Source organism: Methanomicrobiales archaeon, from assembly GCA_030019205.1.
GTDB lineage: Archaea > Halobacteriota > Methanomicrobia > Methanomicrobiales > JACTUA01 > JASEFH01.
In genome coordinates, this window is sequence record JASEFH010000011.1 from 22,159 (window position 1) to 48,480 (window position 26,322).

A 26,322-nucleotide genomic window follows, 5' to 3' on the forward strand; every position below is an offset into this window, starting at 1 on the left:
GGGGAAGCGGTGCTCGCCATCCCGGGCAGGAGAGGATTTCTCTGCAGCAGCGGTACGATCTGCCCGGCATGCGCAAGGAGCGAAACGATCTCCGCATCCGAGCAGGACCGGATCCTTCCCGCAGGAGCGCACGAGAATGCGTTCGTGGCGGTCTGGCTGCGGGAGGGCGGCATATGCCGTGCCGCCCCGAAGGTCATCCTGCCGGGAGGACGGCGCGAAAGAGCGGGGCATCCGGCCGTTCTCCTGTCCGTGAATCCGGCAGGACACCGTCTCCACCCCATAAAAACCAGAATTTCGGGCCTCAATTCATTTTAACCATAAAAAGTGGATTAAATTCGAGAACGAAATATATAAATATTGTATTAAAAAATATCTATCTACCGGACGGCACAGGGCGATCGCGATGGACGAGCGGAGCGCGGCAGAGACCGTTCTCATCAAGGAGGACCCCGATTTTCTCGAGGAGCTCTCGGAGTACCTCGATGTCCTGAGCAGCAGCGCGAGGCTCAGGATCCTGAAACTGCTGGAGAAGAAGCCCCGGGATGCCCGGTCCCTGTCGCACGAGATCGAGACCAGTTACGAGAACACGAAGAAGCACCTTGACAAACTCCTGAGCATCGGCGTCATCCGCAAGGAGGCGGGGCTGGGGAGACCCACCAGCAAGGGGATCCATCCGGTCTGGGAGTACTCCCTGGTGCCGGGGAGCCTGGAGGCGATCGTTCGGAACCTCGGCCTGTTCAGCAACATCCGGATCACGGCCATCGACCGGGATCTCACCGACCGGTTGCGGCAGGTGCGGGGAAAGGTCTCCGACGAGCTCATGGATCGCTACCCCGCGCTGATGGTGATGGGGGGACCGGAAGACGGGCGGATCTTCCGGATCCGGGGCGATCGCGTGCGTATCGGGCGGATCGATCCCGAAGACCCCGAGAAGCACGAAGAGGATCTGGTCCTCCCGGAGGAATACCGATCCGTGACGCGGATCTCGAAACCGCACGTGCGGATCCTGCAGGTGCAGGGCACCTGGTACGTGGAGGACTGCGGCAGCACCGGAGGCACCTTCCTGAACAACCGGAAGGTGGAGGGAGGGCGGCGGGAGAGTCTGCAGGACGGCGACGTGCTCGAACTCTCACGAGGCGTTCAGGGTGTGCGCCTTCTCCTCACCCTCCCTGCGGACGCCTCGAAGCCCGGCGCGGCAGACTGAAGGGGCCGACGGGGGAAGGGGAGATGGCATCGCTGCAGGGGGGCGGGCGGAGAACTGCGGTTGCCATCCTGGTCTTCTGCCTCCTCCTGCCGCCCACCTCTGCCGCCACGTACACCGTCAACCCCGGAGGCGGGGATTTTGCGAGCATCCAGGCAGCGATCGATCACGCCTCCCGCGGCGACACCATCCTGGTGGAGAGCGGCACCTACGCCGAGAACCTGCGGGTGGACCGGACGATCTCGCTGAAGGGGGCGGATACGGGAGACGGCGCCCCCGCGATCGACGCCGGCGGACGGGCGGCGGCGATGATCCTGCTGGCCGACGGCTGCCGGATCGAGGGGTTCAGCCTCTACGGCGGGGGCGCCTTCGACGGCATCACCGTCTCGTCGTCGGGCAACACGATCGCCGGCAACCGGATCGCGGGCTGCGGGCGGGGCATCGCCCTCGAATCTTCCGGAGGGAACAGCATCGTCGGGAATACGATCTCCGCCTGCCGTGACGCGGGCATCGCCCTCATGCAGTCCCCGGATAACCGGATATCGCAGAACACGGTGCGCGGCAATGCGGGATACGGCCTCGTCCTCGGGGCGGGATCCTCCGGGAACCGCATCTTCCTCAACACCTTCGAGAACGCGCAGAACGCGATCGCCTCCAGCGCCTCGGACTGGAGTTCGGCGGAGGCGCTGGCCTACCCCTGGGGCGGGCGCACGATGACCTCCCCGCTCGGCAACTACTGGAGCGATTACTCGGGCAGGGACGGGGACGGCAATGGCATCGGGGACAGCCCCTACACGATCGAACGGGGAGGGGATGCGATCCCCCGCCTGGCGACGCCGCAGAACCGGAGGGACGCCTACCCCCTGATCCGACCCTGGGAGGCGTACCTGGGCACGGAGGCGGCGCCGTCGCAGACTGCCGCAACGCCGTCCCCCGCCCCGACGACGCCGGTGACCCCTGCAACGACGCCGCCATCCCCGGCGGAGCCCGCGGGGACACCCGCAACACCTTCGGAATCACCCGGGCCACCGGCTCCCGGTCTCGCCCCCGTCCTGGGGACGCTGGGCGCCGCGGCGCTCCTGCTCGCCTCCGTCCTCGTGCGGGACGGCAGGAGCGCCGCTGGCTTCATCGTGGCGGACCTGCGGCCGTCCACCCGTATACTCGCCGCCGGCTTCGGGGCAACGGGCATCGCGCTCCTCCTCCTCTACGCCCTGACCGTGAGCTCCCTCGCCGCCCGCCCTCCGCAGGATGCCGGGTTCGCGGTCGGCCTCGGCACCGCCTTCCTCCTCACCTACCTGGCGCTGTCCGCCCTGGTGCTCTGCTATGCCGCAGCATGCCGCCGCCCCTTCCCGACGGTGGCGCGCATCCACCTCGGGCTCTCCCTGGCCGCCGCCGCAGTGCTGATCCTCCTGGTCCCGGCGGTCAGCGGTGCCTTCTCCTTCCCGGATATCGGCGCGGTGCTCGCATCGGCCCTTCTCTCGTTCTGGCTGCAGGAGAGGACGCAGCCCCGGGGCGCCGACGGGCCGGCACGGGCAGAGGCGCCTGCATCCACGCTCCCGGGCGGGCTGACGATCCTCGATCCCTCGGCGGCGGAAGCCCCCGAACCGCAGAAAGCCCACTTTCCCCCGGACCTGCGGGGCAGGTACGCCAGCGTCGAGTACCTCGGGAAGGGGGGCGTCGCCCGCGTCTTCCGCGCACGTCGGGCGGGCGACGGGCGGGAGGTGGCCGTGAAGATCCCGATCAGTTTCGACGAGCTGACCGGCATCAGCTTCCTGAAGGAGATCAAGGCCTGGGAGGGGCTCCGCCACGAGAACATCGTGGAGCTCTACGAGGCGAACATCCTGCCCGTCCCCTTCTTCGAGATGGAGTACCTGCCGATGACGCTGGAGGCGTGCAGAAAACCCATGCCCGTGAACCGGGCGGTCCGCATCGTCCGTGCGGTTGCCGGAGGGCTCGCCTACGCGCACGCGCGGGGTGTCGTGCACCGCGACCTGAAGCCGCACAACATCCTCCTGTCCCCGGAGGGTCAGCCGAAGATCGCAGACTGGGGGCTCTCCAAGGCGGTTGCCGACGAGCGGGCATCGACCCTGACCGGGTTCTCCCTTCCGTATGCCGCCCCCGAGCAGATTGCGCCCCGGGAGTACGGCAGGACGGACGCGCGCACGGACATCTACCAGCTGGGCGTGCTCTTCTACGAGCTGGTGACGGGGCAGCTCCCCTTCCGGGGAGAGGGGATCGCGGAGATCGCCTCGTCCATCCTGCACGACCGCCCTGCACCGCCCTCCCGCCTCAATCCCGAGGCTGAGCGCGTCGAGGCGGTCATCCTGCGGTGCCTGGAGAAGGATCCCGCGCAGCGCTACCCGTCGGCAGAGGATCTCCTGAGGGATCTGGAGGGCTGCGTCCGCGATGCGGAGGGTGCGTAGCCGGGCGATGCAGGGACGCCGCGCTATCCCGCCCGGGACCCGTCCGCCGGAACGGGGATGCACGGGAGGCGCATCCCGTGCGGCATGGATAACATGACCGCGCCGGAGAGGATCGGGTCCCGCCGATCTCTCCGACGGCGCATGCAGGGGGAGCTCCCCGCTGTGTTTGCCTGCGGTTGCCGCCTTCGTGAATCGAAAAAAGTCCCGTTTTGCATTCGGAAAAATCAGGGGAGGCAGGAAAGAGGTGGATTTCCCGAAAGAGGTAAAATAAAGTATTTATATAGGCAGATTGACGGAATAATGATGGGTATGGTGTCCAAGGTGTCCAGGAAAGCCCTGGAGAGGGAGAGAACGATCGTGATGGTCATGCAGCTCGCGGATATGGCCACGGCAGCGCATGAGCGGGGGGATTTCCGCCAGCGCGATGCTGCGCTGGGGAAGATCAAGGAGCTGAGAGAGGGGATCAGCAGACAGCGAGCCAGCGCCTGATCGCGGCAGGCGCTCTTTTTTCCGGGAGGGGGAGCGCGTACAGGGAAACCCCTGACCCGTCCCGACGGGCAGGCTCCCGCCGTCGATGGCGGAGAGGGCGCAGAGGGGGCCCTGCTGCCGCCTTCCGCAACGTATATGATACCGTGCGCCGAACCAGCCCCCTGCACGAAGCAAGAGTCAGCGAGGATCGACGATGGAAGCCTTGAGATACAAGTGCAGGGTCTGCAACTACATCTACTCGCCCCTCCGGGGCGAGCCGCATAACGGCATCCCGCCCGGGACGCGCTTTGAGGATCTGCCGGAAGATTACGTCTGCCCGGTCTGCGGTCAGCAGGGGAAGGGCAGAGTCGGCGCATGGGGTTTCGATCCCTGGGTCCCCACGCGGTACATCTGCGACGTCTGCGGCTACATCTACGACGAGAGCCGCGGCGAGCCGCATAACGGCATTCCCCGCGGCACGAAGTTCGAGGACCTGCCCCGGGATTACACCTGCCCGGTCTGCGGCCTGGATCCCAAAATCACCGGGTTCTATGGCAAGGTTGGCAAGGAGTACTTCAAACCGCTCGACGTGTAGGTCCGCCGGAAGCAGGGCTCGATGCGGAGAACCGCCGGATCTCCCCCCGCCGGAATGGCCAGCCCGGCCGCCTTCCCGATCTCTGCGCCCGGGATCCCGATGGCGGACCCGATCGCACCGCCCGTCCCCGGGAGAGCCCGGTTCCCCCTTCCCCCGCTCCAGAAATGCATAAGTACTGTCAGACCTGAGTATATAAACAGGCAGTTTTGGACGGGAAGAGCCTCCATGACGGGAGAGATGCGGTTTTGATCCGGATTCTGGTAGCACCATGCTGAAAATGGTCGAATGGCTGGAGAATAACTTTCAGAGCATCCAGCCGGACCGCGACATCACGCTGCGGGCGGCACGGCATCTGTCCAAGCCGGAGAGGAGGAAGCTCTTCTCGGCCGACGTCGAACCCATGCGTACGGCCGAGGGGCGGTGGTACGAGGCGATCGTCTACGAGATGGTGCTTAAACTCGCCCTCCAGAGCGACCTGATCAAAGGTGTCGTGCGCAAGGGGGCCGACGCCCGGCACATCCGCCAGAAGGTGGAGCTGGGGCAGAACGGGCTCTTCTACTCCCGTCTGGGCGACATCAATATCCGGGGCAACGGCCAGGATCTGGCGGAGTTCGACCTGATGCTCATCGACCGGAACGATCGCATCGCCTTCGGCGAGATCGTCACCTCCCCCCTGGACATGAAGGAGTTCGGGGACGAGATCCGCTACAAAAAGAGGCTGCTCGGCTACCTGTTCGGGCAGGAGACGGTCCCGTTCATCCTGATATCGTCCGTCGACATCTCCCGCATCGTCGCGGTCCGCCGCCTCATGAAGGAGGCGGACAACATCCTGATCCACACCCAGTCCTGCGGGGAGATCAAGACCTGCTTCCGCCCGTTCGAGATCCGCAACATTCCCCGCAAGCCGGCGCATCACCCCAAACTGGTGTCGGTGCACGAGATCGGGCCGCTGCGGCAGTTCGACTACAAACGGCTCCACGATATCGAGCGTGAGCGTGTGCTCCGGACCATCGCAAAATCGGGTTCCCCGCAGCTGCCGGAGAATGCGGATCCCGCGGGGCTCCTCGTGAAGAAGATCCTCTTCGGAGCCCTGTACCCCTCTGCGATCCGCATGCTGGACCAGGAGTACGAGATCCTGATCCGGGGGAGAGACTGCAACCTGGACTGCCTCAGCAACGAGTTCTCCAAGGTCGTCCTGGCGGCGGATCTCCCCGGTTTCGACCCGATCATCTACCTGCGCTCGAAGAAGGATAAGGAGTACCTCAAGATGGTGAAGTCGAAGGGCGGCACCTTCAAGTTCGAGCGCTACACCCCGAACAAGGTGGGGTTCTTCCTCTGGCTGGAGTCGCTCCGCCCGAACCTGGGTGCACGCATCACGAAGGACCTCCTGGACGCGTTTGTCGGGTTCCAGGAGGCGCAGTCCGGGGATGCACGCGGCGCGAAGGAGGCGGCAGCGATTCCCGCTGCTGCTCCGCAACGGGCGAAGCGGAAGCGCCGGTAACAATTTAAAATCAATAAAATCCTGTTTCTTATCTGTATCTACAAATAGTAAAATATAAATAATATAAAGTTCAATCAGGGATCGGGATTGGGACCACCTCCCCCAACGCACGAGGGCCCTGCCACTACTGCCGTAAGTGTTTTGCGAGTGTGGTCAAGTCCCTTACACCATCGGACACATCTCTATACCCTACCGTAAGAACCCCCCGTACCCCCCCCTCAACCTTCTTCTGGGGGGATTCTTACAACCCCCACCGGCGGGAAGAGGAATCTTTCGGATGACGAAGACGGCGCGCAGACGCCCGATCAGGGGAAGGATTGTATATGCCGAAAGGAAACGTATAGTATCCACCGTTGGGGGCGGATCATGGCAACGCGATCGATTCTCGACGACGAACAGACGTTCCTCCTGATCATGCAGCTGGCGGATATCGCCGCGGCGGCGCACGAAGCGGGAGATTATGCCAAGAGGGACGCCGCCCTCGAAAAGATACGGGAGTTGCGATCCCTGTTCCGGTAGGATTGCCCTTTTCTCCGCCCATAATCCTGGACGCAGACCACTGATTTTCGTCCTCCTTCGATCCTGCCTCCTCCGGGACCCGCAGGACGCCCGGGTTGCCCCTCCCTTCGCTACGGGAGCATCACCTGGCACGCCACGCAGCCGGCGAGGAAGGCCAGTCCCAGGACGTAGAAGCAGAAGGCGGGGATCACGATCAGCGCGCTTGCTACGGCGATGCGGTGCGCCTTCCACCAGAGCGCCACCGCACCGTCCAGGGCGGCGTAGGCATCGTGGTAGAGGCCCCGCACGCTCCGCTGGCGCCGGAGGAAGGATCGGTCCTGCACCCGATCGACGGAGCCGACCGCCCCCTCCAGCAGAACCTGGACGATGAACAGGGTGGCCCGGTATATGGCAAAGAGCATCGCCGACAGGGAGAAGAACGCGATCACCAGAAGAAACAGGGAGAGATTGGCCGATCCGGGGGAGATCGCCCCCGTGCAGAGCCATGCGAACGCCCACAGGAGGGAGCCGAGCGAGATGGCCAGCATCCAGTCCACGTCCCGGGCAAGCCGTTCCCTGAAGAGGCTGAAGCCGTCGTAGCCTTTGAGCAGGCCGATGAAGTGATCCGTGCGCTCGCGCAAGGTTCGGCCGGATGATGCGTCTGCCCGAAGCCCCATGGTTGTACGTACATTTACCCGAACCCTTATTAGTCATTTTCGAATTATCGTTATGATGGCAGGAAGAGTGTTCCATATCCTGACCGATATCCGGGTTCATAGCGAGAAAAACAATGGCCTGAAAAGAATTCCGGGTCCGGCGGATCGCCGTTCGCGTCCGCCTCCCGCGGCGAGGGCGCGCCTGCCCTTCGGACCCGCACGGATTGCTCCCCGTGCCGGGCGGGGGGCCGCATTGTTTCTCCTCGTCGCAATCCGTCGATGGCGAAAATCTTAAATTATTTCACGCAGAAGTGCCTTCGAAACCGTGAGGGGGAGATCGTACATGGCAGGCATTCCACCGGGTCCCCGATCGAGGGGAAGGATCGGATCAGGGCGGAGAGGAGGGCGGCGCGTGCCCGAGGGGGGATGGACGCCGGATGCGCGGGGGATCCGCACGGGCTGCGTCGCACTGGCAGTCCTGCTCGCCGTCGTGGTCCTGGTTCTGCCGGCAGCGGCACGGGGACCGACGATAAAGGACATCCAGCCGGGGGATACCGTATTCGTGCACGAGAGAGGGCTGAACCTCGCCGCACTCGGCGGCGCGGGCGACGATCTCGCCTCCCTCGTCCACTACAGAGACTTTTCGCGGCAGGTTATCGACAGGACGATCCCGGTGGACGATCCGGGCGACTTCGAACTGCTGGAGTTCGAGGTGGACGGCACGTACGGGATCTACTACGCCTGGAACCGATCCGGGCTCATTCGCAGCGGGGACGGGGTCCCGGTCCACGTGGACATCCAGGAGCCCCGCCTTGCCCTGGACGTCGTCCTCGCCGCTCCGTACCACCAGGACTCCGTGCAGGGGCTCACCATCTCGAGCGGGACCCTGATCGCCTTCGAGATCACCTCCCCGAGGGTCGGAACCCAGTACCGGATCGATAACACCTATCCGGCGCAGGTGGACATCGTATTCCTGCGGCCCGGGGGCGCCGAGACCACGGTGATCGGGGGCAGGGATATGAGCGGCCTGAATGTCAGCGCCTCGCGGTTCTACACCGACGATCCCGGCAGGGCGGGTGCGGTATCGCTCTCCGGCCTCGAACCGGGCACGTACACCTTCCAGGCGCGCTGGAGGGCCCCGCAGGAGTTCGCCGACTATGCGCAGGACTCCAACGTCGTGAACTTTACGGTGCGGGGCCGCCCGGGCGTCACCATCACCGTGAGTCCGACGACGCCGACGGAGACCGCTCCGCCGCCGACCACGGAGCCCACGACTCCGCCGGCGACGCTGCCGACGACAGCCGAAACCACGCCGCCGACGACGCCTCCCGCGACCGAGACGACCGTCCCCCCCACCACGCAGGCGCCGCTCATGCCGCTCCTGGGCGTCATCGGCGTCTGCGCGGCCATGATCTGGGCTGCGCTGAAGAGGCGGTGAAAGCGGGGCAGACGCGATACCCCCGGCAGGACTCCGGCTGACGGCGTCCTGGATCCCTGCAGGCGGAGCCAAACCCGACCGGAGACCCCCGGTCCACCGGTGAGCATCCGGGCTGATCGCGCCTGTCGGGGCGGGGGTGCACTCCCCCTCCCCCCGCTGATACCATCTCTCGCCGGCGCCCTCTTCCGTTCCATCCGGTCGCCTGCAGATCACCTGCTCCCCGCATTTGCATCCCGTCGCCTTCGGGCAGGGTCGAACGGGGAGACGTAGAAGCGCCTCATCGCACACCCTCCCGGCACGGGAAGACAGGACGCCCTCGAGAGCGGGACCGGCGAACCTGCCCGCCATCTGCAGCGAAAAAAGGATGCATCACCGCAGCGATGCCTCCCGCGCACGATCCGCCTGCAGGACGGGGACTACCACTCCTCCTGCTCCGTGATCTTGCGCAGGGCGCCCCGGGCCGCGCTCCGCACCTCGTACTCGTCGTCCTCGAGAGCGCGGATCAGGGCGCTCACCGCCTCCTCGGTATCCGGGCGGACCCCCTGCTCGTCCAGGATCTTCCCGATCGCGTCGGCTGCGGCAACCCGCACGTCCTTCTTCGGATCCTCCAGCAGGGCGACCAGATCCGGCACCGCCCGCTGATCCCCGATCTCACCCAGCGCCCCGGCTGCCCCCTGCCGCACCCAGCGCTCCTCGTCTTTCAGGGCGCGGATGAGAGGCTCCACGGCCCGCCTGTCCCGGAGCCTGCCCAGCGCCACGGTGGTCACGTAACGCACCTCGTTCGAGGGATCCTCCAGGAGCGCGATGAGCGGCACCACACCCCGCTCGTCGCCGATCCGCCCGAGAGCCTCCGCCGCCTTCACCCGGTAGGGGATATGCTCATGGCCGAGCTGCCTGACGATCTTCTCGAAGTTCTCCTCCCTCCTCTTCTCCCGATCCACCATGATCACGGGCGGTGGAGCCTCTTCACCCATGGTGCCACCTCAGACATCGGTGGGTATGCGCCGCACCCTACAAAAGGGTTTCCGTCCCTCACACGGAGGACGCCGGCAGGGGCGGTGCGCATCCCTTCTTCAGGATGCACACCCAACCGGATAGGGATCGGGAGGGCGAGTGCGGATGCTGACGGAGTTCCTGGTAGTGGCCGACCGGATCTTCGCCCTGATCCTCCTGATCACGGCGGGTTATGCCGCCTACAGCCTGAAGATCCTGGATCTGAACGCGACGCGGCGGATCTCCAGCTTCCTCCTCAACATCGCCATTCCGGCGCTGATCATCGCCTCGATGCAGGTCCCCCGATCCGCGGCGCTCCTCGCCGGCGCCGGCGAACTCCTCCTCCTCACCGGGATCCTGTACCTTATCTCCTCAGGCATCGCCGGGCTCGCTGCCGCCGCCCTCCCCGCCACCCGCACCGAGCGGGGCGTCTTCCAGTTCGCCATCGTCTTCGGCAACGTGGGATTCATGGGATTTCCGGTCGTCCAGGCCCTCTACGGCGGCGATACCCTCTTCTACGCGGCTATATTCAACCTCGTCTTCAACGTGCTCGTCTTCTCCCTCGGGATCGCGCTGCTGACGCGGGGGAGGGAGCAGGGGTTCGACCCCCGCCTCCTGGCCAATCCCGGCATCCTCGCCTCCGTCGCGGGCCTGATCCTCTTCCTGGAGTCCGTGCAGATCCCGCCGCCGTTCATCGACGCGATCGGGCTCCTGGGAAATGTGACCGCCCCGCTCGCCATGATCGTCGTCGGAGCCCTGCTGGCGACGTTCCCCCTCCGGGAGATGATCGGGGACTGGCGGGTTCTGCTGGCGTCCGCCGTCCGCCTCCTGGCCATCCCGCTCGCCGCGGCGGTGCTGCTGCGGCCCCTGGCGGCGGATCCTCTCGCATTCAGCGTGCTTGTCACCCTCGCGGCGATGCCGGCCGCCGCGAACACGGTCATTTTCGCCGAGCAGTACGGCTCCGACGCCCGCCTGGCGTCCCGGACCGTGTTCGTCTCCACCCTGGCGTCCCTGGCGACCATCCCGCTGGTGACCTCCGTTCTCCTGGCCTGAAAGGGGCCCCCTCACTCGTAGCGCAGCGCCTCGATGGGATTGAGCTGCGCCGCCTTCCAGGCCGGGTAGAGCCCGGCGACGATGCTGGCGGCGATGCCGAAGGCGACGCCGGATGCGATGTGGCCGATGGCGGTCAGGTCCAGGACGGCCGCCCCCTCCACGGGGATGAAGTCGGCCAGGAGCCCCGCGACGGACGCGCTGACGTAGAAGCCGACGATTGCGCTGGCCGCCCCGCCGGCGAAGCTCCCCGCGATCCCGAGAACCAGGCTCTCGTAGAGGAATATGGCCATCACCTCCCGCCGCTTCGCCCCGATGCTCCGCATCAGCCCGATCTCGCGGGTCCGCTCGGTGACGGAGATGATCATCACGTTCAGGATGCTCACGCTTGCGACGAAGAGCGACACCAGACCGATGCCCAGGAGGAAGACGTTGATGGCGTCGACAGTCTGGTAGTAGATCTCCAGGATCTCGCGCGAGTCCAGGATGTCCACGGTCTCCCGGCGGCGGTTGACCTGCTGATCGATGGCGGCTTTCACCCCCGCGATCTCCGCGGGATCCCGCACCTTCACCACCACCTGGCTTGCCTCCTGCTCGCCGTGCCGCGCGGCGTACCACTCGTCGGTGACGATGACGGCGTAGTCCGGGTTGATGTCGATCCCCATCCCCCGCTCGGCGGCGACGCCGACGACGCGGACGCTCTCGCCCCCGACCTCGATGCGGCTGCCGGCGTGCAGGCCGAACTCGTCGGCGAGCAGCGCACCCACCATCACCCCCGAGGACCGCTGCGGGTAGAGGCCGGACGAGCGCTCCAGCAGGAGGGGGATGTCGTCCGCAGCCAGCACGTAGAGCAGGGTGTAGCCGCTCCGCTCCCCGACGCCGATCCGCTCCGAGGTGCGGATCATGGGGATGACGCGGTTCTGGGCGGCAGCCTTCTCGATCAGCGCCACGTCGCGGTCCGCGATCCGCGCGGCGAGCGTGTTCCGTGGGTCGAACGGATCCCCGCTGGATGCCGCCAGGTGGGGGGTGACGAGAATGGTGTCGCCCACGTCCGAGACCAGCCCCCCGAAGAGCACCGAGAGGCTGCTGCCCATGATGCCGAGCGATGCAAGGGCGATCACCCCGATGACGATCCCGACCGTGGCGAGCCCCGAGCGGACCGCGTGCCGCTTCAGGTTCCGCACCGCGAGGCTGAAGAGGATCATGCCGCATCCCGCCTTTGCCGTTCAGTCATGGCGCATCGCCTCGATCGGCTGCATGTGCGCGGCTCTATACGCCGGGTAGAACCCGGCGGCGACGCTCGTTCCGACACCGAACAGCATCCCGAAGACGATGTAGGCGGCGGACGCCAGGTTGAAGACCGTGAAGTTCTCGCCGAACGTGGTTCCGGCCGTGAACACCTCGATGGCGGCGACGCTGATGAAGTAGCCGCCGATGGCGCTGAACGCCCCGCCGGCGACGCTTCCGATCAGGCCCAGGATCAGGGCTTCGTACAGGAACATGCGGAGCACTTCGCGGCGGAGGACGCCGATGCTCCGCAGGATACCAACCTCGCGGATGCGCTCCGTCACCGATATGTACATGACGTTGAGGATGTTAACGGCGGCGATGACGAGGGAGATCGCCCCGATGCCGACGAGAAAGATCGTGATCTGCTGGTAGATCTCCCGGTACTGCGCCAGCATCTCCCGGGAGTCGAAGATGTCCACCGTCTCCTCGCGGCGGTTCAGGCGGGCGTTCACCGCCTCTTTCACCGCATCGATCGCCTGCATGTCGCCGACGCGGACGATGACCATGGCGTACGCGTCCGCCGTGCCGAAGTGCCTGCCGTACCATGCGTGCGGCACGACGATCGCGAAGTCCGGGTTGATGTCCGCCGCAAATCCGCGTTCGCGGAGCGTTCCGGTGACACGCAGCGTCTCGCCGCCGATCGCGATCCGTGAGCCGGGCGCGAGATCGTACTCCTGTGCGAGGTAGGTCCCGACGAGCGCACCCGGCTGGTTCGGGCGGAGGTTCTGCCCCTCCTCGATATCGAGCAGGACCGCGGCGTCTTCGGGATCGAGCCCGATGATCTGGGTGTAACCGCTCCTGCCGCCGCCGAACTCCACCTCGTCCGCACCCTGCAGCACGGGGATTACGCGGTGCGGGCTGACCGCCCGGCGGATCTCGTCCACCTGACGGGCGGGGATCGCGGCATCCACCGCGGTCCGCGGATCGCCGGCGAACGTGGTCCCGATCGCCGTATGCGGGGTGATCACGACGGTGTCGCCGACGTCGCTGATGAGGTTGGCGACCAGGAGGTTGATGCTGTTGCCCATGATCCCCAGGGAGGCGATCGCGATCACCCCGATGACGATCCCGATGATCGAGAGGGAGGAGCGGATCCAGTGCCGCCGCAGGTTCCGCACGGCGAAGCTGAGGAACATCACGCCCGCCTGCCTGTGGCGACCCGTGGGCGGGGGCGGACGCCGTCGGGCGGGCCGCCGGCTGCCCTCGCCGTTCCGGGCGGCGCGGTCCCGATCGCCGCCTCCGCCCGCAGGATCCTGCAGGTCCGCCGCGAAGGCGGATCGCTGCATCGTTCACGGGTGCGCTCCCGCCGCCCCATCGCACGACCTCTTCCGGCGGTAGCGTTGCCGTTCCTGCCTCATAGCCATTTGGATTCCTGCGGTCGCACAGGGTCCCGTCGGGTAACCCCGGGGGACTACGCGATCTGGCCGTCGACGAGGTGTATGCGGCGGGTCGCGTAGTCCGCGACCCGCGGATCGTGGGTAACCATGACGATCGTCTTTCCCTTCCGGTTCATCTCGGCCAGGAGCTCCATGATGCCGGTACCCGTCTTCGTGTCCAGGTTTCCCGTGGGCTCGTCGCAGAGCAGGATCTCCGGGTCGTTCACCAGCGCCCGCGCGATCGCCACCCGCTGCTGCTGCCCTCCGGACAGTTCCGCCGGTTTGTGGCTGAAGAGCGGCTCGTCGAGCCCCACCGACCGCAGCACGCTGCGGGAGCGATCCCGGCACGCCCCCCGCCCCTTCCCATCCCCCTCTTTCAGCGTGCAGGGGAACTCCACGTTCTCGAGCGCCGTCAGGAGCGGGATCAGGTTGAACTGCTGGAAGACGAACCCGATGCTGTCCCGCCGCAGCCGTGTCAGGTCGTCGTCGGAGAGGTCCCTGACGTTGCGCCCCCGGATGAAGAGATCGCCGGAAGTCGGGACGTCCAGGCAGCCGATGAGGTTCAGCAGCGTGGACTTGCCCGAACCCGAGGGGCCCATGATGGCGATGAAGTCTCCGGACTCGATCTCGAGGGATACCCGGTTCAGCGCCACCACGTCCCCTCCCGGCAGCGGATAGATCTTCGTCACGTCCCTGAGCTGCATGACAGCGGTACCGCGCAGACGATCGTCACTCATGCCGCAACGCCTCCACAGGATTCAGATTGGATGCCTTGTAGGCCGGGTAGAAGCCCGAGAGCACGCTCGTCGCGATCCCGACCGCCATGCCGAAGGGGATGTAGACCAGCGTCGAGGGCACGAAGAGGTAGGACGTGTTCTGCACCATCAGGAAGAGCAGCACGTATCCTCCGCCCAGGCTCAGCACGCCCCCGATCAGGCTTCCGATGAGCCCCAGGAGGAGTGACTCGTAGACGAACATCCTCAGCACTTCGGTCCTCCGGGTGCCGATGCTGCGCAGCACGCCGATCTCCCGCGTCCGCTCGGAGACGGACATCATCATCACGTTCAGGATGCTCACCCCCGCCACGACCAGCGAGATGCCCCCGATGGCGAGGGTAAACGTCGTGATCTGCCCGAAGACGTCGAAGATCGCCTCGAGGATCACCCGGGTCTCGAGGACGTTCAGCACGGGCTCCCGGCGGTTGAACTTCGCCTCGATCCTCTCTTTGACGGGGGTGATGTCGTCGAGGTTCCGCACCTTCACGATCACCTGGTCCCAGTCCGCCTCCCCGTACAGGGTGGAGAAGATACGGTCGGAGACGATGACCGCATAGTCCGGGTTGATGTCGAACCCCGCTCCCCGGGACTTGAGGATTCCCACGACCCGCACGCTCTCCCCGTCGCTTCCGATGCTGATGCGGCTGCCGGGCGCGATATTGAACCGTTCGGCCAGCTGGCTCCCCACCATCGCGCCGGAGGCCCCCCGCGGGTAGATGCCCCTGTCTATCTCCAGGAGCAGGGGGATGTCGTCCTCCCGCATCCCGTAGATGGTCGCAGCCCCGATCTCGCTTCCGAGGGCAATCCGATCGCCGCCGACATGGAGCGGGATCACGGCGTTGGGCGCGGCGATCCGCTGGATCTCCTCCACGTCGCGGGGCGAGATCTTCTGCGCCGTCTGCCCGCCCCCCATCCCGAACCCCCCGGCCCCCGGGGTGATCACGAGGGTGTCGCCGACGTCGGTCAGGGACTCCGAGACCGAGAGGACCAGGCTGTTGCCCAGGATCCCCAGCGAGGAGATCGCCAGCACGCCGATCACGATCCCGATGACCGCCAGGAGAGAGCGGAACCAGTGCAGGCGGATATTCCGCCTGGCAAACTCGAAGAAGATCAATCGCTCCGCCTCATGCCATCGATGCCGCCCTGCCCGCAGGGGCGGGGCGGCTGCAGCCGGAGGAGCCGCCAGGGGGGTGCGGCGTCCCCGTGATCATGCACGTCTCCAGGAGTAGACGATGGCGGCAGCGACCCCGAGCACCAGCAGCCCCACGAGCGCGTAGGCATAGAGCGGTATCTCCGTCTCCGGGCCCTTCAGCGGCTGCGCTGCGATGTCGGCGCCCGTCGTCGAGGTGAAGAGGGTGCCGTCGTCGTCCTTGAACTCGACGATCAGCGGCACGCGTTCCAGACCCTCCCCGCGGAACGTGAGTTCGAAGCTGGCGAAGTCGTCGGGATCCAGGGTCCCCACCACGTAGTTCTCGAAGGGGGGCACGGGACCCGCCGAGGCGTCCGCGCGGAGCACGACCGCGTATGCGGTCTCGAGCCCGGCGTTGGTGATGTCCCCGCTGAGACGGTAGTAGCCGCCTGCCGCCTGGACTTCGATGTTGGTCAGGATCAGGTCCGCGCCCCGCAGGTTCTGCTCGGTCGTCAGCGGGAGAGCGAGCTCCGTGCGGTGCTCGTTCACGCCGTTCCTGTAGGTGACGACGAACGTGACGTTCGTGGAGCGGGCCGGGGTGATGTTGAACGATACCGTCGCGGACTGATCCGGCGCGAGAGTGCCGATGAAGGCGCTGGAGGGCGCCGCCTCAAAGCCCTCGCCCGTCGGCGTCACGCGGACCCCGTTCACCGCACTGTCGCGGGGATTTCCCACGAGGAGTGTGTAATCGCCCCTCTTTCCCTCCACGATGTACGTCGGCTTCGCCGTCAGCGAGAGCGGGAGTTCCGTGCTCTCCACGCGGATCGGGATCGGGTACCGCAGCTGGCCCGCATCCCGGAAGTCGAGCAGGAATACGGGGTAGTAGATGCCGTCGGCTGCATCCGCGCGGACCGTGAAGGTGAAGGTCTTGCTGGTGCCGGGCCCGAGCAGCCCGCCCGTGGTGTACGGGTCCGCGGTGGCGCGGATCTCCGTGCCGAAGAGCTTCGCCCATCGGTAGGCGACGCTCTCGGTTCCCGTGTTCGTCACGGTGACGGCGACGGTGCCCACGTCCCCCCGCATCAGGCTGACAGGCTCCACCCGGTGTTCGGAGACAGTCACCTGCGATGCGCTCTGTTCGCTCGCGGAGACTCCGGCGACGAGTGCGCCCAGCAGAAGGATTACGAGCAGCAGGGAACTTCGCATCTAGAACAACCCCAGAGTGAGCAGCGAGAAGGCGATGTATACGGCAACGGGCAGGATCACGGTGATCGCCGCGTTCCGGGTGGTCAGGCTGCGGGCGTGCTGGACGGCGAAGATCCAGATGTTGGCGCTCCACGCCAGAAACAGGATGCCGACGAGCGACGAGAGGAGAAGGAGCGGGGACTGCATCAGCTGTCCCACCGCCCTCTGCACCTCCAGCGGGTCGGTTACCGGCGCGACCTGGACGCCGGAGACAAAGGAAAATATCAGGATGAGCGATACTATCCCCCCGATGATCTGGGGGACGAAGCCGTACCCGACGAACTCCAGCGTTCTCCTGAAGCTGCCCTGGCCCCCGAAGAACGCTGATATTCCGAAAAATACCGCAGCGATCACAGCCCAGGTCAGGAATGCAGCAATCAGAGCGCCAGCTGCTCCTGCAGCACCCGCAATAGCGGCAAAGGACTGCATATCCCCGGGGAGCAGCTGCATGGTCAGGCCTGCCATGAGGTAGGCGGCAGCGGCCGATACGGCTCCCAGCACCAGCACGATCAGTACCGGAACTCTCAAACTCTCCTGTTCAACCTTCTTTTCCGAATAAAACCGGGCAGGCTTGACCAGCACCCGGGCAATGGATGTCGCCATGGTATACTCCTTCTGTACTTATGCATCCCATGACCCCTTTATCTTTGCCAATTGATGGACTGTGCCGTTCGGGCATTTCGAGGTCTCCCGCCTGAAGATCGCTGCTCGGGGGAGCGGCAACCGCATCAATACCCCGCCCGTGGAGATTGCCGTGGGGCTACAGCGCACGACGGGGACCAAGGTGAAAACCCGGGAACCGGTTCAGCTGACAGGGAATGGCGGCTGAAGGGACCGATTCTCCGGCACCCGTTCGGGAACAGAGCATGATGGCGAAGACCAACCTGCCAGCCCTCCCGACGCGGGGGCGCTCATCCCCCTCCTGGAGATGTACATCTCGTCGCCGGGGAAGAGAGGTCGGTTTGCAGGCTGTTGCAGGGGATCAGCCTTCTTCCCATGCCCCCGTGACCCGGTCAACGCTGACGAGAGGTGCCTTTATAAAGAGATCTGCGGCCATTGGATAAGCCCTGGACGAGCGGGGGTTCTGTACGCACACAATATCTGTCCGTCCTGCCCCTCCCCTGCAGGCGAGGGCCGACCCGGACAGAGCATCCCGAATACCCCTTCAGGGTCTCCCGGACCGTATGGCCAAACGTGACCGCGGGATCGAAGCGTACCCGCATCGAGGAGGAGAGTCTCCACCGCAGATGAGAGCGCTCGGTGTCTATTGCTCCACCCGAACGGGTCACCCGCGAACACGGGCATCCCGAGGTGCGCAAATCTGAATGCTATTCTCTCCTTTTCTCTCTCCCTTCGATGCGCCGCAGCGCCTCCTCCACCTCGCCCTCGGCCTTCGATCCCTTCAGCGCCTGCCGGAGCGGCTCCTTCGCCCCGATCTCGACGAGCGCCTGGAGCGCCCGCAGCCGCACGCCCCGGTCCCGGTCTTCCAGAGCCCGTATCAGGGCCGGCACCGCCCTCTCGTCCCCGATGCTGCCCAGGGCCTCTGCCGCCTCCTCGCGGACGGAGAAGTGGTCGCTGCTCTCGAGAACCCGCAGGAGCGGCTCCACCGCCCGGGGATCCTGCCGCCTCCCGAGAGCGATCGCCGCCCTCCAGCGGATGCTCACGTAGTCCGGATCCTGGAGCGCCTGCACCAGGAGCTCGGTCGCCCGATCGCCGGGCATGCCCTCGAGAGCCAGGACGGCATCCCAGCGCATCTTGGATGTCGGGTGCCGCAGAACCCTGGCGAGGCGTTCCAGTTCGCGAGCCCTGTCCGTGGATCCCGGTCCGCCGTCGATGCAGACCCCGCCCTAACAGGGGGCGGAAGGGGATAAAAAGGCTTCGGCGACCCCCGCTCACTCTTCCCGCCCGTACTGGCGGCGCAGGAACTCCCGCACCTTCTCCGACTCGATCCAGCCCCTGTCCAGCTGGTCGATGATGCGGTCGATCTCCCAGGCCTGCTCCAGGATCTTCCGGGAGTGTTCGCCGTCCTCCATATCCGCCAGTCCGATGATCACGGCGAGCGGGTTGCGGATGTGGTCGCCCAGGATGGCGAACTGTTCGATGTTCTGCTCGATCTGCTCGAACGCCCTCCGCTTCAGGGTCTCCATCTGCACCCGCTCGGTGATGTCCCGGGCCGCCCCCTGGATGGAGACGATCGTGCCGTCCACCACCACGGGCGAGGTGCTCACCTCGACGATCGCCTGTGCGCCGTCCTTTCTGCGCAGGGCGGTCTCGAACTCGTCCTGCTGCCCGCCGTCGAGCAGCCTTCTGCGGGCGCGGTGGATGCGGGCGGGATCCACGGCAAGATCGTGCAGGTGCCTTCCGACGACCTCGTCCGGGGTGTATCCCGTTATCCTCTCGACGGCCGGAGAGGCGTAGGTGATCCGCCCGTCCGTGTCCGTCAGGTAGATCATCTCGAAGCTGCGCTGCGCGATGCCCCGGAACTTCTCTTCGCTCGCCCGCAGCGCCTCCTCCATCCGCCGGCGGTGCGTGATGTTGACCAGCAGGATCAGGATGACGCTCATGAGCGCGACGGTGCCGGCGATCGTGCCCCAGACCACGTACTTGGGTATCGCGTAGAACGGGTCGGGCAGGTTGATCACGGTGCTCTCCGGCGGGAGATCGGACATGCCGATGCCGAAGGCGCGCATCATCCGGTAGTCGAACATGTAGCGGCTCCCGCTCCCCCGGTCGACGGGCAGATCGGTGACGTTTCCCCCCCGGAGGATGGAAAGGGCCATCTCACCGGCCTTCCTCCCCTGCTCGGTGCCGTCGCTCAGCTTCCCGCCCACGATGCCGTGGCCCAGATAGACATTCCAGAGGCTGTAGACCGGGGCGCTGCTCCGGCTGATGAGGGCGATGCTCTCGTCGTTATCCAGCACCCGCCCGGTGCTGTCGCGGTTGAAGGAGAGGAAGAGCACGATCCGGTCGGCGGGAAGCTGCTGCAGCTCGCGTTCCAGCTCCCGTACGGTCAGGTTGTCCAGGAAGAGAAAACTCACCCTGCCGGTGTACTCGGGGACGATCTCCTCCAGCGCCTTCTGGTTCGCGATACCGGTGTCCGTGCGGTCGTTCACCACCACCACCTCGCGCGTGGAGGGGTGCAGGGAGAGGGCCACATCCAGCGTCTCGCGGATGGCGAGATTCTCCACGACTCCCGTGTACTTCGTTCTGTCCGCCAGCACCGCGTCGTCGAGGTGGTTGAGGCCGCAGAAGATGACGGGCGTGCTCGGGAAGAGGTTCTTCCGGTGCAGGAGCAGGAACTGGAACGCGGTGTCGTCCGAGCAGATGACGGCGTCGAACCGTATGCCCGCATATTTCAGCCTGTAGAGCTCGTACAGCTTCTGGAAGTAGCCCTTCTCGTCGATCCGGCTGGAGTCCATGTGCTCGAAGTAGATCTTGGCGTTCTGCCCTTCCAGCGCGGACTTGATGCCCTCCGTGATCTGCTCCGTCCAGGGATCGCCCTGGTGGTACGAGGAGATCACGAGCACCGTCTTCTCCGGTCCCTGGGCCGCTGCGGGGATGGCGGCTCCGGCTAGCGCAAGCAGCACCAGAACGGACGCGGCAAACCGGATCAGCCTGGACCTCGCGGCATTCGTTTCTCGAGTGCGCAAACCCGACACCTGCAATCGAAAATTCGGGAATTCTTCCTGTATTCTGTGTACTATTTGCGTCTCATGTTATTTGAATAAATAGACCCGGCGGAGAATCCTCCTCCGCTCGGGCTGAAGGGCCTGGAGGGGGTTCGCACACGCGGCGGGTTTGCGGATCCGATGCCCGCTGCAGTCCGTCCGCCGCCCCGGTTGCGCCGGCCCCGGGTTCCGGCGGGATAGCGCCCGCCGGCTGCCGCGGAATTGCAAACCCTGATATACGATGTTCTGCTAACCGAACCGGCATGTATGTCCTGAAGTGCAGGCGGTGCGGCGGGAGCGGTCTCGTCCCGAACGATGCCTACGCGCTCTGCAGACTGGTCAAGTCCGAGGAGGCCAGGAGATACTTCGGGATGACGGCAGATGCCGAGGATCCTGCTGCGGAATGGGTGCGGACGCAGTGCGGTCCGGAGGAGACGGTGATCTGCGGAACGTGCAACGGGGCGGGGACGATCGAGTTCGACGACGAGGACTGGGAACTGATCGTGGTGCCGGCGGAGGACGGGGAGGAGTAGCCCCCATCCCCGACGGGGGTTCGACCGACGGATCGGGCATCGCCCGCGATGCTGCGGTTCACTCTCGCCCTGCCCTTCCAAGGTTTATATAGCTCCCCGCCCAGTCTCCTCCGTGGAGTTCAGAGACGCCGGATACGTCCAGAAGAGCGGCGACCACCTGATCGTCCGCATCCCTCGCCGCGGCACCTACGTCATCCACCTGCAGGAGGTCTCCGGGGTGCTGAACCGCGGGGAGACCGCCCCGCTGGTCGCCCGCTCGCGGACGATGGAGGGGGAGGACCGGCAGTGCTGGTTCGAGGCGGGCAGGATGCGGCTGTCCCGCTCGAAGAAGGCACTCCTGATCTCCCTGGGGGAGTGCCGCTATCTGCTCGCCATCCAGAGCCTCGCGCGGCTCCTCTCCAATACCGTCTCCTACGCCGCCGTCCGCGAGATGGCTCCGTAGAGGGCATTCGTGAACCCGTGACCCGGATTGTGCACAGCGGTCGACGGGGCGGACCGGGCCTGGATCGGGGATGCGCCGGGAGGAGAGGGCTTCTCCTCGCAGAGGATCTCCTGGCATCGCGGCTCCCGCACGGTCGGGGATACGGCATGGCGGTTAGACGCGTCAACGGATCCCTCCCTCTTCCTGCATCCATCGCAGGCTGCGGGGAGCCTTTCCGCCAGCCCTGTCAGGGGTTCGGGACGTCAGGAGTGCCGAACCCTCACGGTTCAGGTCTCTTGAAGGGGGGGTGCACCCCCCGATTGCCCCCACCCCGCCTGCGATAAGGCCTGTTCCGGGTGACGGCCGAGAGCCTTTTCTATACCGCCTCCGCCGGAGCGAACGGGGGCGGTGCCGCGCGGTCAGTCCGGGCTGTTCGGCAGCAGGCCCATCCGCTTCACCGCCCACCAGGAGAATCCCGTCGCCAGCAGGGTGGAGACGAGCAGGAGGGCCATGTAGGAGGGGGCGTCCGGCGGCCTCAGATCGAAGACGGTGTTGCTCGCCACCGTCGCGATGGTGTTCGGCACCAGGAGCGCCGTGCCGATGATGGTCAGGTAGGCGACGAGCATCGCCAGGCGGTTGTTCAGGATCTGGAGCTGGTTGTTGTAGATGGACTGGAGCACCTCGAGCCCGCTGGCCAGCACCTCGCTCATGTGCTCTGCCAGCCCGATCTGGGAGTTGACCTCTCCGATCAGGGCGTTGATCCGGTTCAGGATCTTGGGATCGTCCGTCATCAGATCCGCATCACCGTATCGGAGCGCGTTGAGCGTATCCACCGTGGCCCAGAGCCCGCCCAGGTAGATGATCAGGGCGTGCTTCATGTCGTAGATCTTGGGGCCGATGATCGTGCGGGATACCCGGGGATCGGCGAGGTCCTTGGAGAGGCGGTCCCCGGCCTCCTCGATCTCCCGCAGATAGTCGAAGTTCTTGGAGTTGTTCTCATCCAGAATGCGGATCAGCAGGAGCGATATCTTGTCCTTCTGGAGCTTCCTGTTCGGGATCTTGCGGAGCAGCGTCTCCGCGTACCGGCGCACCCGGAAGAACCGCCGCACCTCCGTCGTATGGATGGTCACGATCAGCCGCTCGCGGATCAGGATGAGCAGCGTGTTGAGCCGCACGTCGAACCCGTCCATGGAGATCGCCGGTACCAGGATCCCCACCTCGTTCCCGAGATCCTCGTATCCCCCTTTCGGAGTCTTCAGCAGGTTCCGCACCAGCAGTTCGCTGAACCCCAGCGTCTTCGCCGCGCTGAAGACCTCCCCCTCGAAGTTCTCGACCACGAAATCGATCCAGGCGACCTGGGCGGCGTCGACCATGTCAAGGAAGTCGCCCACGCTCCGGGAGGCCCGCCTCCTCGTCTCCCCTCCGCCCGACATCGCGACGCAGAAGCCCTTCTCGTGCACCGAGATCGCATCCCCGCCCCCCTCGGAGAGCTCCCGCGCCGCCGCGGACGCATCCTGCATATCCACATCATCTGTTCCCCGCGATATCAGGATTGTGTTTCGCCTCTTCCGCCGCCGGACGCCGGCGGGGCCCCCTCCTGCGCGTGCCGCAGGGTCCCGCTGCGGCACGGGACTGCTGTGCCTGGTTCCGGCCACTGCGGTCACCGCCAGCCGACGTTCACCCGCACCTCGCGGATCCTGCCCTCCTTCACCGGAGATCCGCCCGATGCCGGAGAAGGGTCATTCGGCATTCCACCGCAATCCATCGGCGATGTCCCGTGCCCGGACCACGTATCCCGGCCCTTTCGGTCGCGGACGCACGCGGTCGGACAGGGTGGCCCGCTGGACCGGGCCGGGGCATTCTCCCGCGTCTCGATCCCGGTTCCGGTGCTCCCCGCAGGTCGCGATCGCATCGCTGCGGCCGCCGGGACCGGCTCGTGACCTCCAGGCTGCGGATAGGGGGTCCCGGCGGCGGTCACGACGGGGCATCGATCCCGCCGCGCCGGACATGGCACGACTCCCGCATCCATTCGCCCCGGTTCGCGACTTTGATCCCCGGTGCTGCCGGAACGATGATGACATCGTCGGCGGGCGTTCCGGGAGCGCCCTCCAGGGGGAGATACCCCGGTGCTGGATCCGGCGGAAGAGAGCGGTGGAATCTGCGGGGGCGAGGCGGGGATCCAGGTCGAGAGCTTCCGGAGATATCCCCCGGCAGGGCATCCGGAGGAAGAGGCGAACGCAGGCCATCCGGGCAGTGAACGGTTCCGGATTGAGACGCGGCCGTCCACGCGTGGCGGCGTTCATCCGGGAGAGCGGATCGTCGGGCCGATGAAATCCCGGGAGAGAGGAAACTCTCCTCTCCGGACCCGGCGCTCATGCTATGCACTCCCCCGCGGGCATCCCTCTGCGGGCGTCCCCATCGTTGGCAGGGAGGGGCGTCCGGGATCTTCTCCGGGTCGGGGGGCGGGGTCGTCCGCCGCAGCACGGGGGACAGAAAAGTTATATATGAACATTGTTACTGATACGTGCCCGCAGGAGATGGGCAAATTACTTAATGGATGAATCCCATAGTAATTGATGCCGAATCTGGCTCCCCCTGATGGTTTGGGCTCAGAAGTCGCAGTCCGACACCTTTTCAGGCGCACCTTGCCCCAAACGGCATACTTTCAGGAGGACCGTGAAGATTCGCGTGCTAGAGGGGATCGCCATGATATCGAAGTACTGTACACGGGTCGAAGACCTGGAGCGCCTGACCGAAGAGGAGAGGGGGGGCATCCAGATGGTTGCCGACGTCTACCCCCTCCGTGTCAGCGAATACTATGCATCCCTCATCGACTGGGAGGACCCGCTCGACCCCCTCCGGCGGATCGTGATCCCCGATCCCGGCGAGCTGGAGCCCTGGGGCAGGATGGATCCCTCCTCCGAGAGTTCGTTCACGGTGGCGCCCGGTCTGCAGCACAAGTACAGGGAGACCGCCCTCCTCCTGGTGAGCGACGCCTGCGGGGGGCAATGCCGCTTCTGCTTCCGCAAGCGGATCTTCATCGGGGAGAGACGGGAGAGCGTGAGGGACCTGCCGCATGCTCTCGAGTACATCCGCAGGCACACGGAGATCACGAACGTCCTCCTCACCGGCGGGGATCCCCTCATGCTGGACACGGACAGGCTGGAATCGATCGTCCGCCGCATCCGAGAGATCGAGCATGTCCATATCATCCGCATCGGCAGCAAGCTGCCGGCCTACGATCCCGGGAGGATCCTGGACGATCCCCGCCTCCTGGAGATGTTCGAGCGCCACAGCACCGCGGAGAAGCGGATCTACGTCATGTCGCACTTCAACCACCCGCGGGAGCTCTCGGATGCGGCCCTGGAAGCGCTGGCTCTCCTCCAGAAGAGTGGCGCCATCGTGACCAACCAGACCCCTCTCCTGCGGGGCATCAACGACGATCCCGACGTGCTCGCCGCGCTCTTCAAGCGGCTCTCGTTCATCGGCGTGCCGCCCTACTACGTCTTCCAGTGCCGGCCGGCCGTCGGGAACCGCATCTTCTGCGTCCCTCTGGAGGAGGGCTACACCATCTTCGAGCGGGCGCGGATGTCCTGCTCCGGGCTCGCCAAGCGGGCGCGGTTCGTCATGTCGCACGCCAGCGGCAAGATCGAGGTGGTCGGCGTGACCGGGGAGCATACGTTCATGAAGTACCACCAGGCGGCCGATCCCGATAACCTCGGACGCTTCATGGTCTTCCGTGCCAATCCCGCCGCCTACTGGTTCGACGACTACCTGAACCCGGTCCACGACGCCCCGCCGTTCCCCTCCGGCTTCCCCGTGAGCGGATGACGCGGCCCGCCCTGTCTTCCATCGGCCGAAACGTTCGGTTCAGAATCCCAGGTATTGCGGGATGAAGAGGATCGCGAAATAGATCCCGAGGGCCGCGATTCCGATGGGCACCCCCACCCGCGCCCACTCCTTGCTGGTGATCCGCAGTTTGCCGGCGGCGATGATATTGGGGATGTTGCCCGGGATCAGCATGCCGCCTGCGACGACGAGCGCCATCAGCAGGGCGCGGATCTGGAAGATGGACAGATAGGGTCCGATCTCCGCCGCGGTCAGCGTGGCGTTGTCCAGGATGGCGGAGACCGTGTTGATCCAGTAGAGCAGCTCCGCCGGCACCAGGGCGATGTACTTCAGGATGATCGGCTTGAACCCCTCCCCCAGGAGGACCAGCGCCGCGATGAAGACGTACACCCGCGCGGCCCGAAGGATCACGTCCCGGAGCGTCTCGGTGTAGGGCTCACAGGCAACCCTGGCACTCGTGCCCAGGGACTGGACGCGGTACATGCCCAGCAGGGCGAACGCGACGATGCCCGGGACGATATAGATGCCGAGCAGGTCGATCAGGAAGAAGAAGTCGGCGAAGTAGGGCGGACCCGAGAGCTTGGATACGGCGATCGTGGACAGGGGCTCGCCGAGGGGGGTCAGCGCCGCCCCGAGCCCGATGGCGAAGCAGGCGATCACCGTCAGCTCGACCCGCGGCCGCCGCTCGATGGGCAGGACGCAGAGCACCTCCACCAGGATGATGGCGGCGATGATGGCGGAGACGATGCTGGATATCAGGCCAAGGACCAGGATGAGCAGGGCGACCGTGACGCGGAGCGAGAGGATCTCTGCCATCCTCCCGATGGCGGCGTGGATGGGGCCGTGCCAGCGGTAGATGATCAGCCCGACGAGGAGCACGATCTGGAAGATGCCGATCGGAACCCCCAGGATCTCCGTGATGTGCAGGGGCGAGGTCAGCGCCTCTTCCACGATCGCGAGGGTCCAGCCCGTCGTCTCGCCGGGGATCACGGCAAATCCCGCGATGGTCAGGGCGATGATGCCCATCAGGAGGAGGAAGGGTTCGAGGTTATGCTCGATCGCCCGCACCCGGAACGGGCCGACGAGAACGACGAGGAATATTGCAAAAAGCCCTATTGTGACCAGTATCTCCGATACCATTGCCCATAATGTCTCTCGTTTAACCTACATATACCATTCAGTCCTGCTTCCCCCTGCCCCGGTGCCTGCGGGGGG

At 65.8% G+C, this 26,322-nt stretch carries 24 protein-coding genes; 12 read left to right on the forward strand and 12 right to left on the reverse strand.

Annotation, left to right across the window (positions count from 1 at the left end; all coding sequences use genetic code 11):
- Nucleotides 1-403 precede the first annotated feature (403 nt).
- The 6 genes from QMC96_07555 to QMC96_07580 all read left to right on the forward strand — a co-directional run bounded on the left by QMC96_07555 (nucleotide 404) and on the right by QMC96_07580 (nucleotide 6,707).
- On the forward strand, nucleotides 404-1,204 hold the full coding sequence (locus tag QMC96_07555; protein MDI6876609.1) for an FHA domain-containing protein: 801 nt from the start codon (nucleotides 404-406) through the stop codon (nucleotides 1,202-1,204).
- A 23-nt stretch (nucleotides 1,205-1,227) separates the two neighbouring features.
- Nucleotides 1,228-3,624 (forward strand): protein kinase, encoded by a 2,397-nt coding sequence (locus tag QMC96_07560; protein ID MDI6876610.1) that lies wholly within the window; start codon nucleotides 1,228-1,230, stop codon nucleotides 3,622-3,624.
- Between the two features lie 309 nt (nucleotides 3,625-3,933).
- Nucleotides 3,934-4,113, forward strand: a complete 180-nt coding sequence (locus QMC96_07565; GenBank protein MDI6876611.1) for a hypothetical protein — start codon at nucleotides 3,934-3,936, stop codon at nucleotides 4,111-4,113.
- Nucleotides 4,114-4,306: 193 nt separating this feature from the next.
- Complete coding sequence (locus QMC96_07570) at nucleotides 4,307-4,687, forward strand: rubredoxin (GenBank protein ID MDI6876612.1); 381 nt, start codon at nucleotides 4,307-4,309, stop codon at nucleotides 4,685-4,687.
- Nucleotides 4,688-4,955: 268 nt separating this feature from the next.
- On the forward strand, nucleotides 4,956-6,188 hold the full coding sequence (locus QMC96_07575) for a hypothetical protein (protein ID MDI6876613.1): 1,233 nt from the start codon (nucleotides 4,956-4,958) through the stop codon (nucleotides 6,186-6,188).
- 366 nt (nucleotides 6,189-6,554) lie between these two features.
- Nucleotides 6,555-6,707, forward strand: a complete 153-nt coding sequence (locus tag QMC96_07580; protein MDI6876614.1) for a hypothetical protein — start codon at nucleotides 6,555-6,557, stop codon at nucleotides 6,705-6,707.
- A gap of 110 nt (nucleotides 6,708-6,817) precedes the next feature.
- Here the strand turns inward: QMC96_07580 and QMC96_07585 are convergent, their stop codons facing one another.
- Entirely contained in the window at nucleotides 6,818-7,327 is a 510-nt protein-coding gene (locus QMC96_07585; protein MDI6876615.1) for a hypothetical protein, read from the reverse strand.
- Nucleotides 7,328-7,754: 427 nt separating this feature from the next.
- Here QMC96_07585 and QMC96_07590 point away from each other — a divergent pair, with 427 nt between their 5' ends.
- Complete coding sequence (locus QMC96_07590) at nucleotides 7,755-8,780, forward strand: DUF3821 domain-containing protein (protein MDI6876616.1); 1,026 nt, start codon at nucleotides 7,755-7,757, stop codon at nucleotides 8,778-8,780.
- A gap of 416 nt (nucleotides 8,781-9,196) precedes the next feature.
- Here the strand turns inward: QMC96_07590 and QMC96_07595 are convergent, their stop codons facing one another.
- Nucleotides 9,197-9,754 carry a HEAT repeat domain-containing protein gene (locus QMC96_07595; GenBank protein MDI6876617.1) on the reverse strand — a complete coding sequence of 186 codons (558 nt, stop codon included), beginning with the start codon at nucleotides 9,752-9,754 and terminating at the stop codon, nucleotides 9,197-9,199.
- A 145-nt stretch (nucleotides 9,755-9,899) separates the two neighbouring features.
- Between QMC96_07595 and QMC96_07600 the strand changes: the two genes are divergently transcribed.
- Nucleotides 9,900-10,826 (forward strand): AEC family transporter, encoded by a 927-nt coding sequence (locus tag QMC96_07600; GenBank protein ID MDI6876618.1) that lies wholly within the window; start codon nucleotides 9,900-9,902, stop codon nucleotides 10,824-10,826.
- An 11-nt stretch (nucleotides 10,827-10,837) separates the two neighbouring features.
- Here QMC96_07600 and QMC96_07605 read toward each other — a convergent pair whose 3' ends face one another.
- The 6 genes from QMC96_07605 to QMC96_07630 form a co-directional block, all read right to left on the reverse strand.
- The gene (locus QMC96_07605; GenBank protein ID MDI6876619.1) at nucleotides 10,838-12,028 is read right to left on the reverse strand and encodes an ABC transporter permease; all 1,191 of its coding nucleotides are present in this window, start codon (nucleotides 12,026-12,028) and stop codon (nucleotides 10,838-10,840) included.
- A gap of 21 nt (nucleotides 12,029-12,049) precedes the next feature.
- Nucleotides 12,050-13,249, reverse strand: coding sequence for an ABC transporter permease (locus QMC96_07610; GenBank protein MDI6876620.1), 1,200 nt, complete (start codon nucleotides 13,247-13,249; stop codon nucleotides 12,050-12,052).
- A gap of 275 nt (nucleotides 13,250-13,524) precedes the next feature.
- Entirely contained in the window at nucleotides 13,525-14,226 is a 702-nt protein-coding gene (locus QMC96_07615) for an ABC transporter ATP-binding protein (GenBank protein MDI6876621.1), read from the reverse strand.
- Complete coding sequence (locus tag QMC96_07620) at nucleotides 14,219-15,379, reverse strand: ABC transporter permease (GenBank protein ID MDI6876622.1); 1,161 nt, start codon at nucleotides 15,377-15,379, stop codon at nucleotides 14,219-14,221. Before QMC96_07620 ends, QMC96_07615 begins: the two co-directional genes overlap by 8 nt.
- A 93-nt stretch (nucleotides 15,380-15,472) precedes the next feature.
- A complete protein-coding gene (locus QMC96_07625; protein MDI6876623.1) occupies nucleotides 15,473-16,597 on the reverse strand; it encodes a hypothetical protein in 1,125 nt (374 codons plus the stop codon).
- A complete protein-coding gene (locus QMC96_07630) occupies nucleotides 16,598-17,239 on the reverse strand; it encodes a Yip1 family protein (GenBank protein ID MDI6876624.1) in 642 nt (213 codons plus the stop codon). It abuts the gene before it with no gap.
- Nucleotides 17,240-17,300: 61 nt separating this feature from the next.
- On the opposite strand from QMC96_07630, the gene QMC96_07635 reads away from it, so the two are divergent.
- Complete coding sequence (locus tag QMC96_07635; protein MDI6876625.1) at nucleotides 17,301-17,465, forward strand: hypothetical protein; 165 nt, start codon at nucleotides 17,301-17,303, stop codon at nucleotides 17,463-17,465.
- A gap of 499 nt (nucleotides 17,466-17,964) precedes the next feature.
- Here the strand turns inward: QMC96_07635 and QMC96_07640 are convergent, their stop codons facing one another.
- Entirely contained in the window at nucleotides 17,965-18,411 is a 447-nt protein-coding gene (locus tag QMC96_07640) for a HEAT repeat domain-containing protein (GenBank protein ID MDI6876626.1), read from the reverse strand.
- Between the two features lie 117 nt (nucleotides 18,412-18,528).
- The gene (locus QMC96_07645; GenBank protein MDI6876627.1) at nucleotides 18,529-20,286 is read right to left on the reverse strand and encodes a PAS domain S-box protein; all 1,758 of its coding nucleotides are present in this window, start codon (nucleotides 20,284-20,286) and stop codon (nucleotides 18,529-18,531) included.
- A gap of 281 nt (nucleotides 20,287-20,567) precedes the next feature.
- Between QMC96_07645 and QMC96_07650 the strand changes: the two genes are divergently transcribed.
- The gene (locus QMC96_07650; protein MDI6876628.1) at nucleotides 20,568-20,837 is read left to right on the forward strand and encodes a hypothetical protein; all 270 of its coding nucleotides are present in this window, start codon (nucleotides 20,568-20,570) and stop codon (nucleotides 20,835-20,837) included.
- A gap of 112 nt (nucleotides 20,838-20,949) precedes the next feature.
- Nucleotides 20,950-21,279, forward strand: coding sequence for a hypothetical protein (locus QMC96_07655; GenBank protein ID MDI6876629.1), 330 nt, complete (start codon nucleotides 20,950-20,952; stop codon nucleotides 21,277-21,279).
- A gap of 398 nt (nucleotides 21,280-21,677) precedes the next feature.
- On the opposite strand, the gene QMC96_07660 is transcribed toward QMC96_07655, so the two are convergent.
- On the reverse strand, nucleotides 21,678-22,778 hold the full coding sequence (locus QMC96_07660) for a CorA family divalent cation transporter (GenBank protein ID MDI6876630.1): 1,101 nt from the start codon (nucleotides 22,776-22,778) through the stop codon (nucleotides 21,678-21,680).
- Nucleotides 22,779-23,964: 1,186 nt separating this feature from the next.
- Here QMC96_07660 and QMC96_07665 point away from each other — a divergent pair.
- Nucleotides 23,965-25,089: a KamA family radical SAM protein gene (locus tag QMC96_07665; GenBank protein MDI6876631.1), complete on the forward strand. Its 1,125-nt coding sequence runs from the start codon at nucleotides 23,965-23,967 to the stop codon at nucleotides 25,087-25,089.
- Nucleotides 25,090-25,128: 39 nt separating this feature from the next.
- On the opposite strand, the gene QMC96_07670 is transcribed toward QMC96_07665, so the two are convergent.
- The gene (locus tag QMC96_07670) at nucleotides 25,129-26,247 is read right to left on the reverse strand and encodes a DUF1646 family protein (GenBank protein ID MDI6876632.1); all 1,119 of its coding nucleotides are present in this window, start codon (nucleotides 26,245-26,247) and stop codon (nucleotides 25,129-25,131) included.
- Nucleotides 26,248-26,322 lie beyond the last annotated feature (75 nt).

What these genes read in the sequence shown, in the direction of transcription:
- QMC96_07555 (MDI6876609.1), top strand. Translation starts at nt 404, where the DNA reads ATGGACGAGCGGAGCGCGGCAGAGACCGTTCTCATCAAGGAGGACCCC.
- QMC96_07560 (MDI6876610.1), top strand. Translation starts at nt 1,228, where the DNA reads ATGGCATCGCTGCAGGGGGGCGGGCGGAGAACTGCGGTTGCCATCCTG.
- QMC96_07565 (MDI6876611.1), top strand. Translation starts at nt 3,934, where the DNA reads ATGGTGTCCAAGGTGTCCAGGAAAGCCCTGGAGAGGGAGAGAACGATC.
- QMC96_07570 (MDI6876612.1), top strand. Translation starts at nt 4,307, where the DNA reads ATGGAAGCCTTGAGATACAAGTGCAGGGTCTGCAACTACATCTACTCG.
- QMC96_07575 (MDI6876613.1), top strand. Translation starts at nt 4,956, where the DNA reads ATGCTGAAAATGGTCGAATGGCTGGAGAATAACTTTCAGAGCATCCAG.
- QMC96_07580 (MDI6876614.1), top strand. Translation starts at nt 6,555, where the DNA reads ATGGCAACGCGATCGATTCTCGACGACGAACAGACGTTCCTCCTGATC.
- QMC96_07595 (MDI6876617.1), bottom strand. Translation starts at nt 9,754, where the DNA reads ATGGGTGAAGAGGCTCCACCGCCCGTGATCATGGTGGATCGGGAGAAG.
- QMC96_07600 (MDI6876618.1), top strand. Translation starts at nt 9,900, where the DNA reads ATGCTGACGGAGTTCCTGGTAGTGGCCGACCGGATCTTCGCCCTGATC.
- QMC96_07605 (MDI6876619.1), bottom strand. Translation starts at nt 12,028, where the DNA reads ATGATCCTCTTCAGCCTCGCGGTGCGGAACCTGAAGCGGCACGCGGTC.
- QMC96_07610 (MDI6876620.1), bottom strand. Translation starts at nt 13,249, where the DNA reads ATGTTCCTCAGCTTCGCCGTGCGGAACCTGCGGCGGCACTGGATCCGC.
- QMC96_07615 (MDI6876621.1), bottom strand. Translation starts at nt 14,226, where the DNA reads ATGAGTGACGATCGTCTGCGCGGTACCGCTGTCATGCAGCTCAGGGAC.
- QMC96_07625 (MDI6876623.1), bottom strand. Translation starts at nt 16,597, where the DNA reads ATGCGAAGTTCCCTGCTGCTCGTAATCCTTCTGCTGGGCGCACTCGTC.
- QMC96_07630 (MDI6876624.1), bottom strand. Translation starts at nt 17,239, where the DNA reads ATGGCGACATCCATTGCCCGGGTGCTGGTCAAGCCTGCCCGGTTTTAT.
- QMC96_07650 (MDI6876628.1), top strand. Translation starts at nt 20,568, where the DNA reads ATGTATGTCCTGAAGTGCAGGCGGTGCGGCGGGAGCGGTCTCGTCCCG.
- QMC96_07660 (MDI6876630.1), bottom strand. Translation starts at nt 22,778, where the DNA reads ATGCAGGATGCGTCCGCGGCGGCGCGGGAGCTCTCCGAGGGGGGCGGG.
- QMC96_07665 (MDI6876631.1), top strand. Translation starts at nt 23,965, where the DNA reads ATGATATCGAAGTACTGTACACGGGTCGAAGACCTGGAGCGCCTGACC.
- QMC96_07670 (MDI6876632.1), bottom strand. Translation starts at nt 26,247, where the DNA reads ATGGTATCGGAGATACTGGTCACAATAGGGCTTTTTGCAATATTCCTC.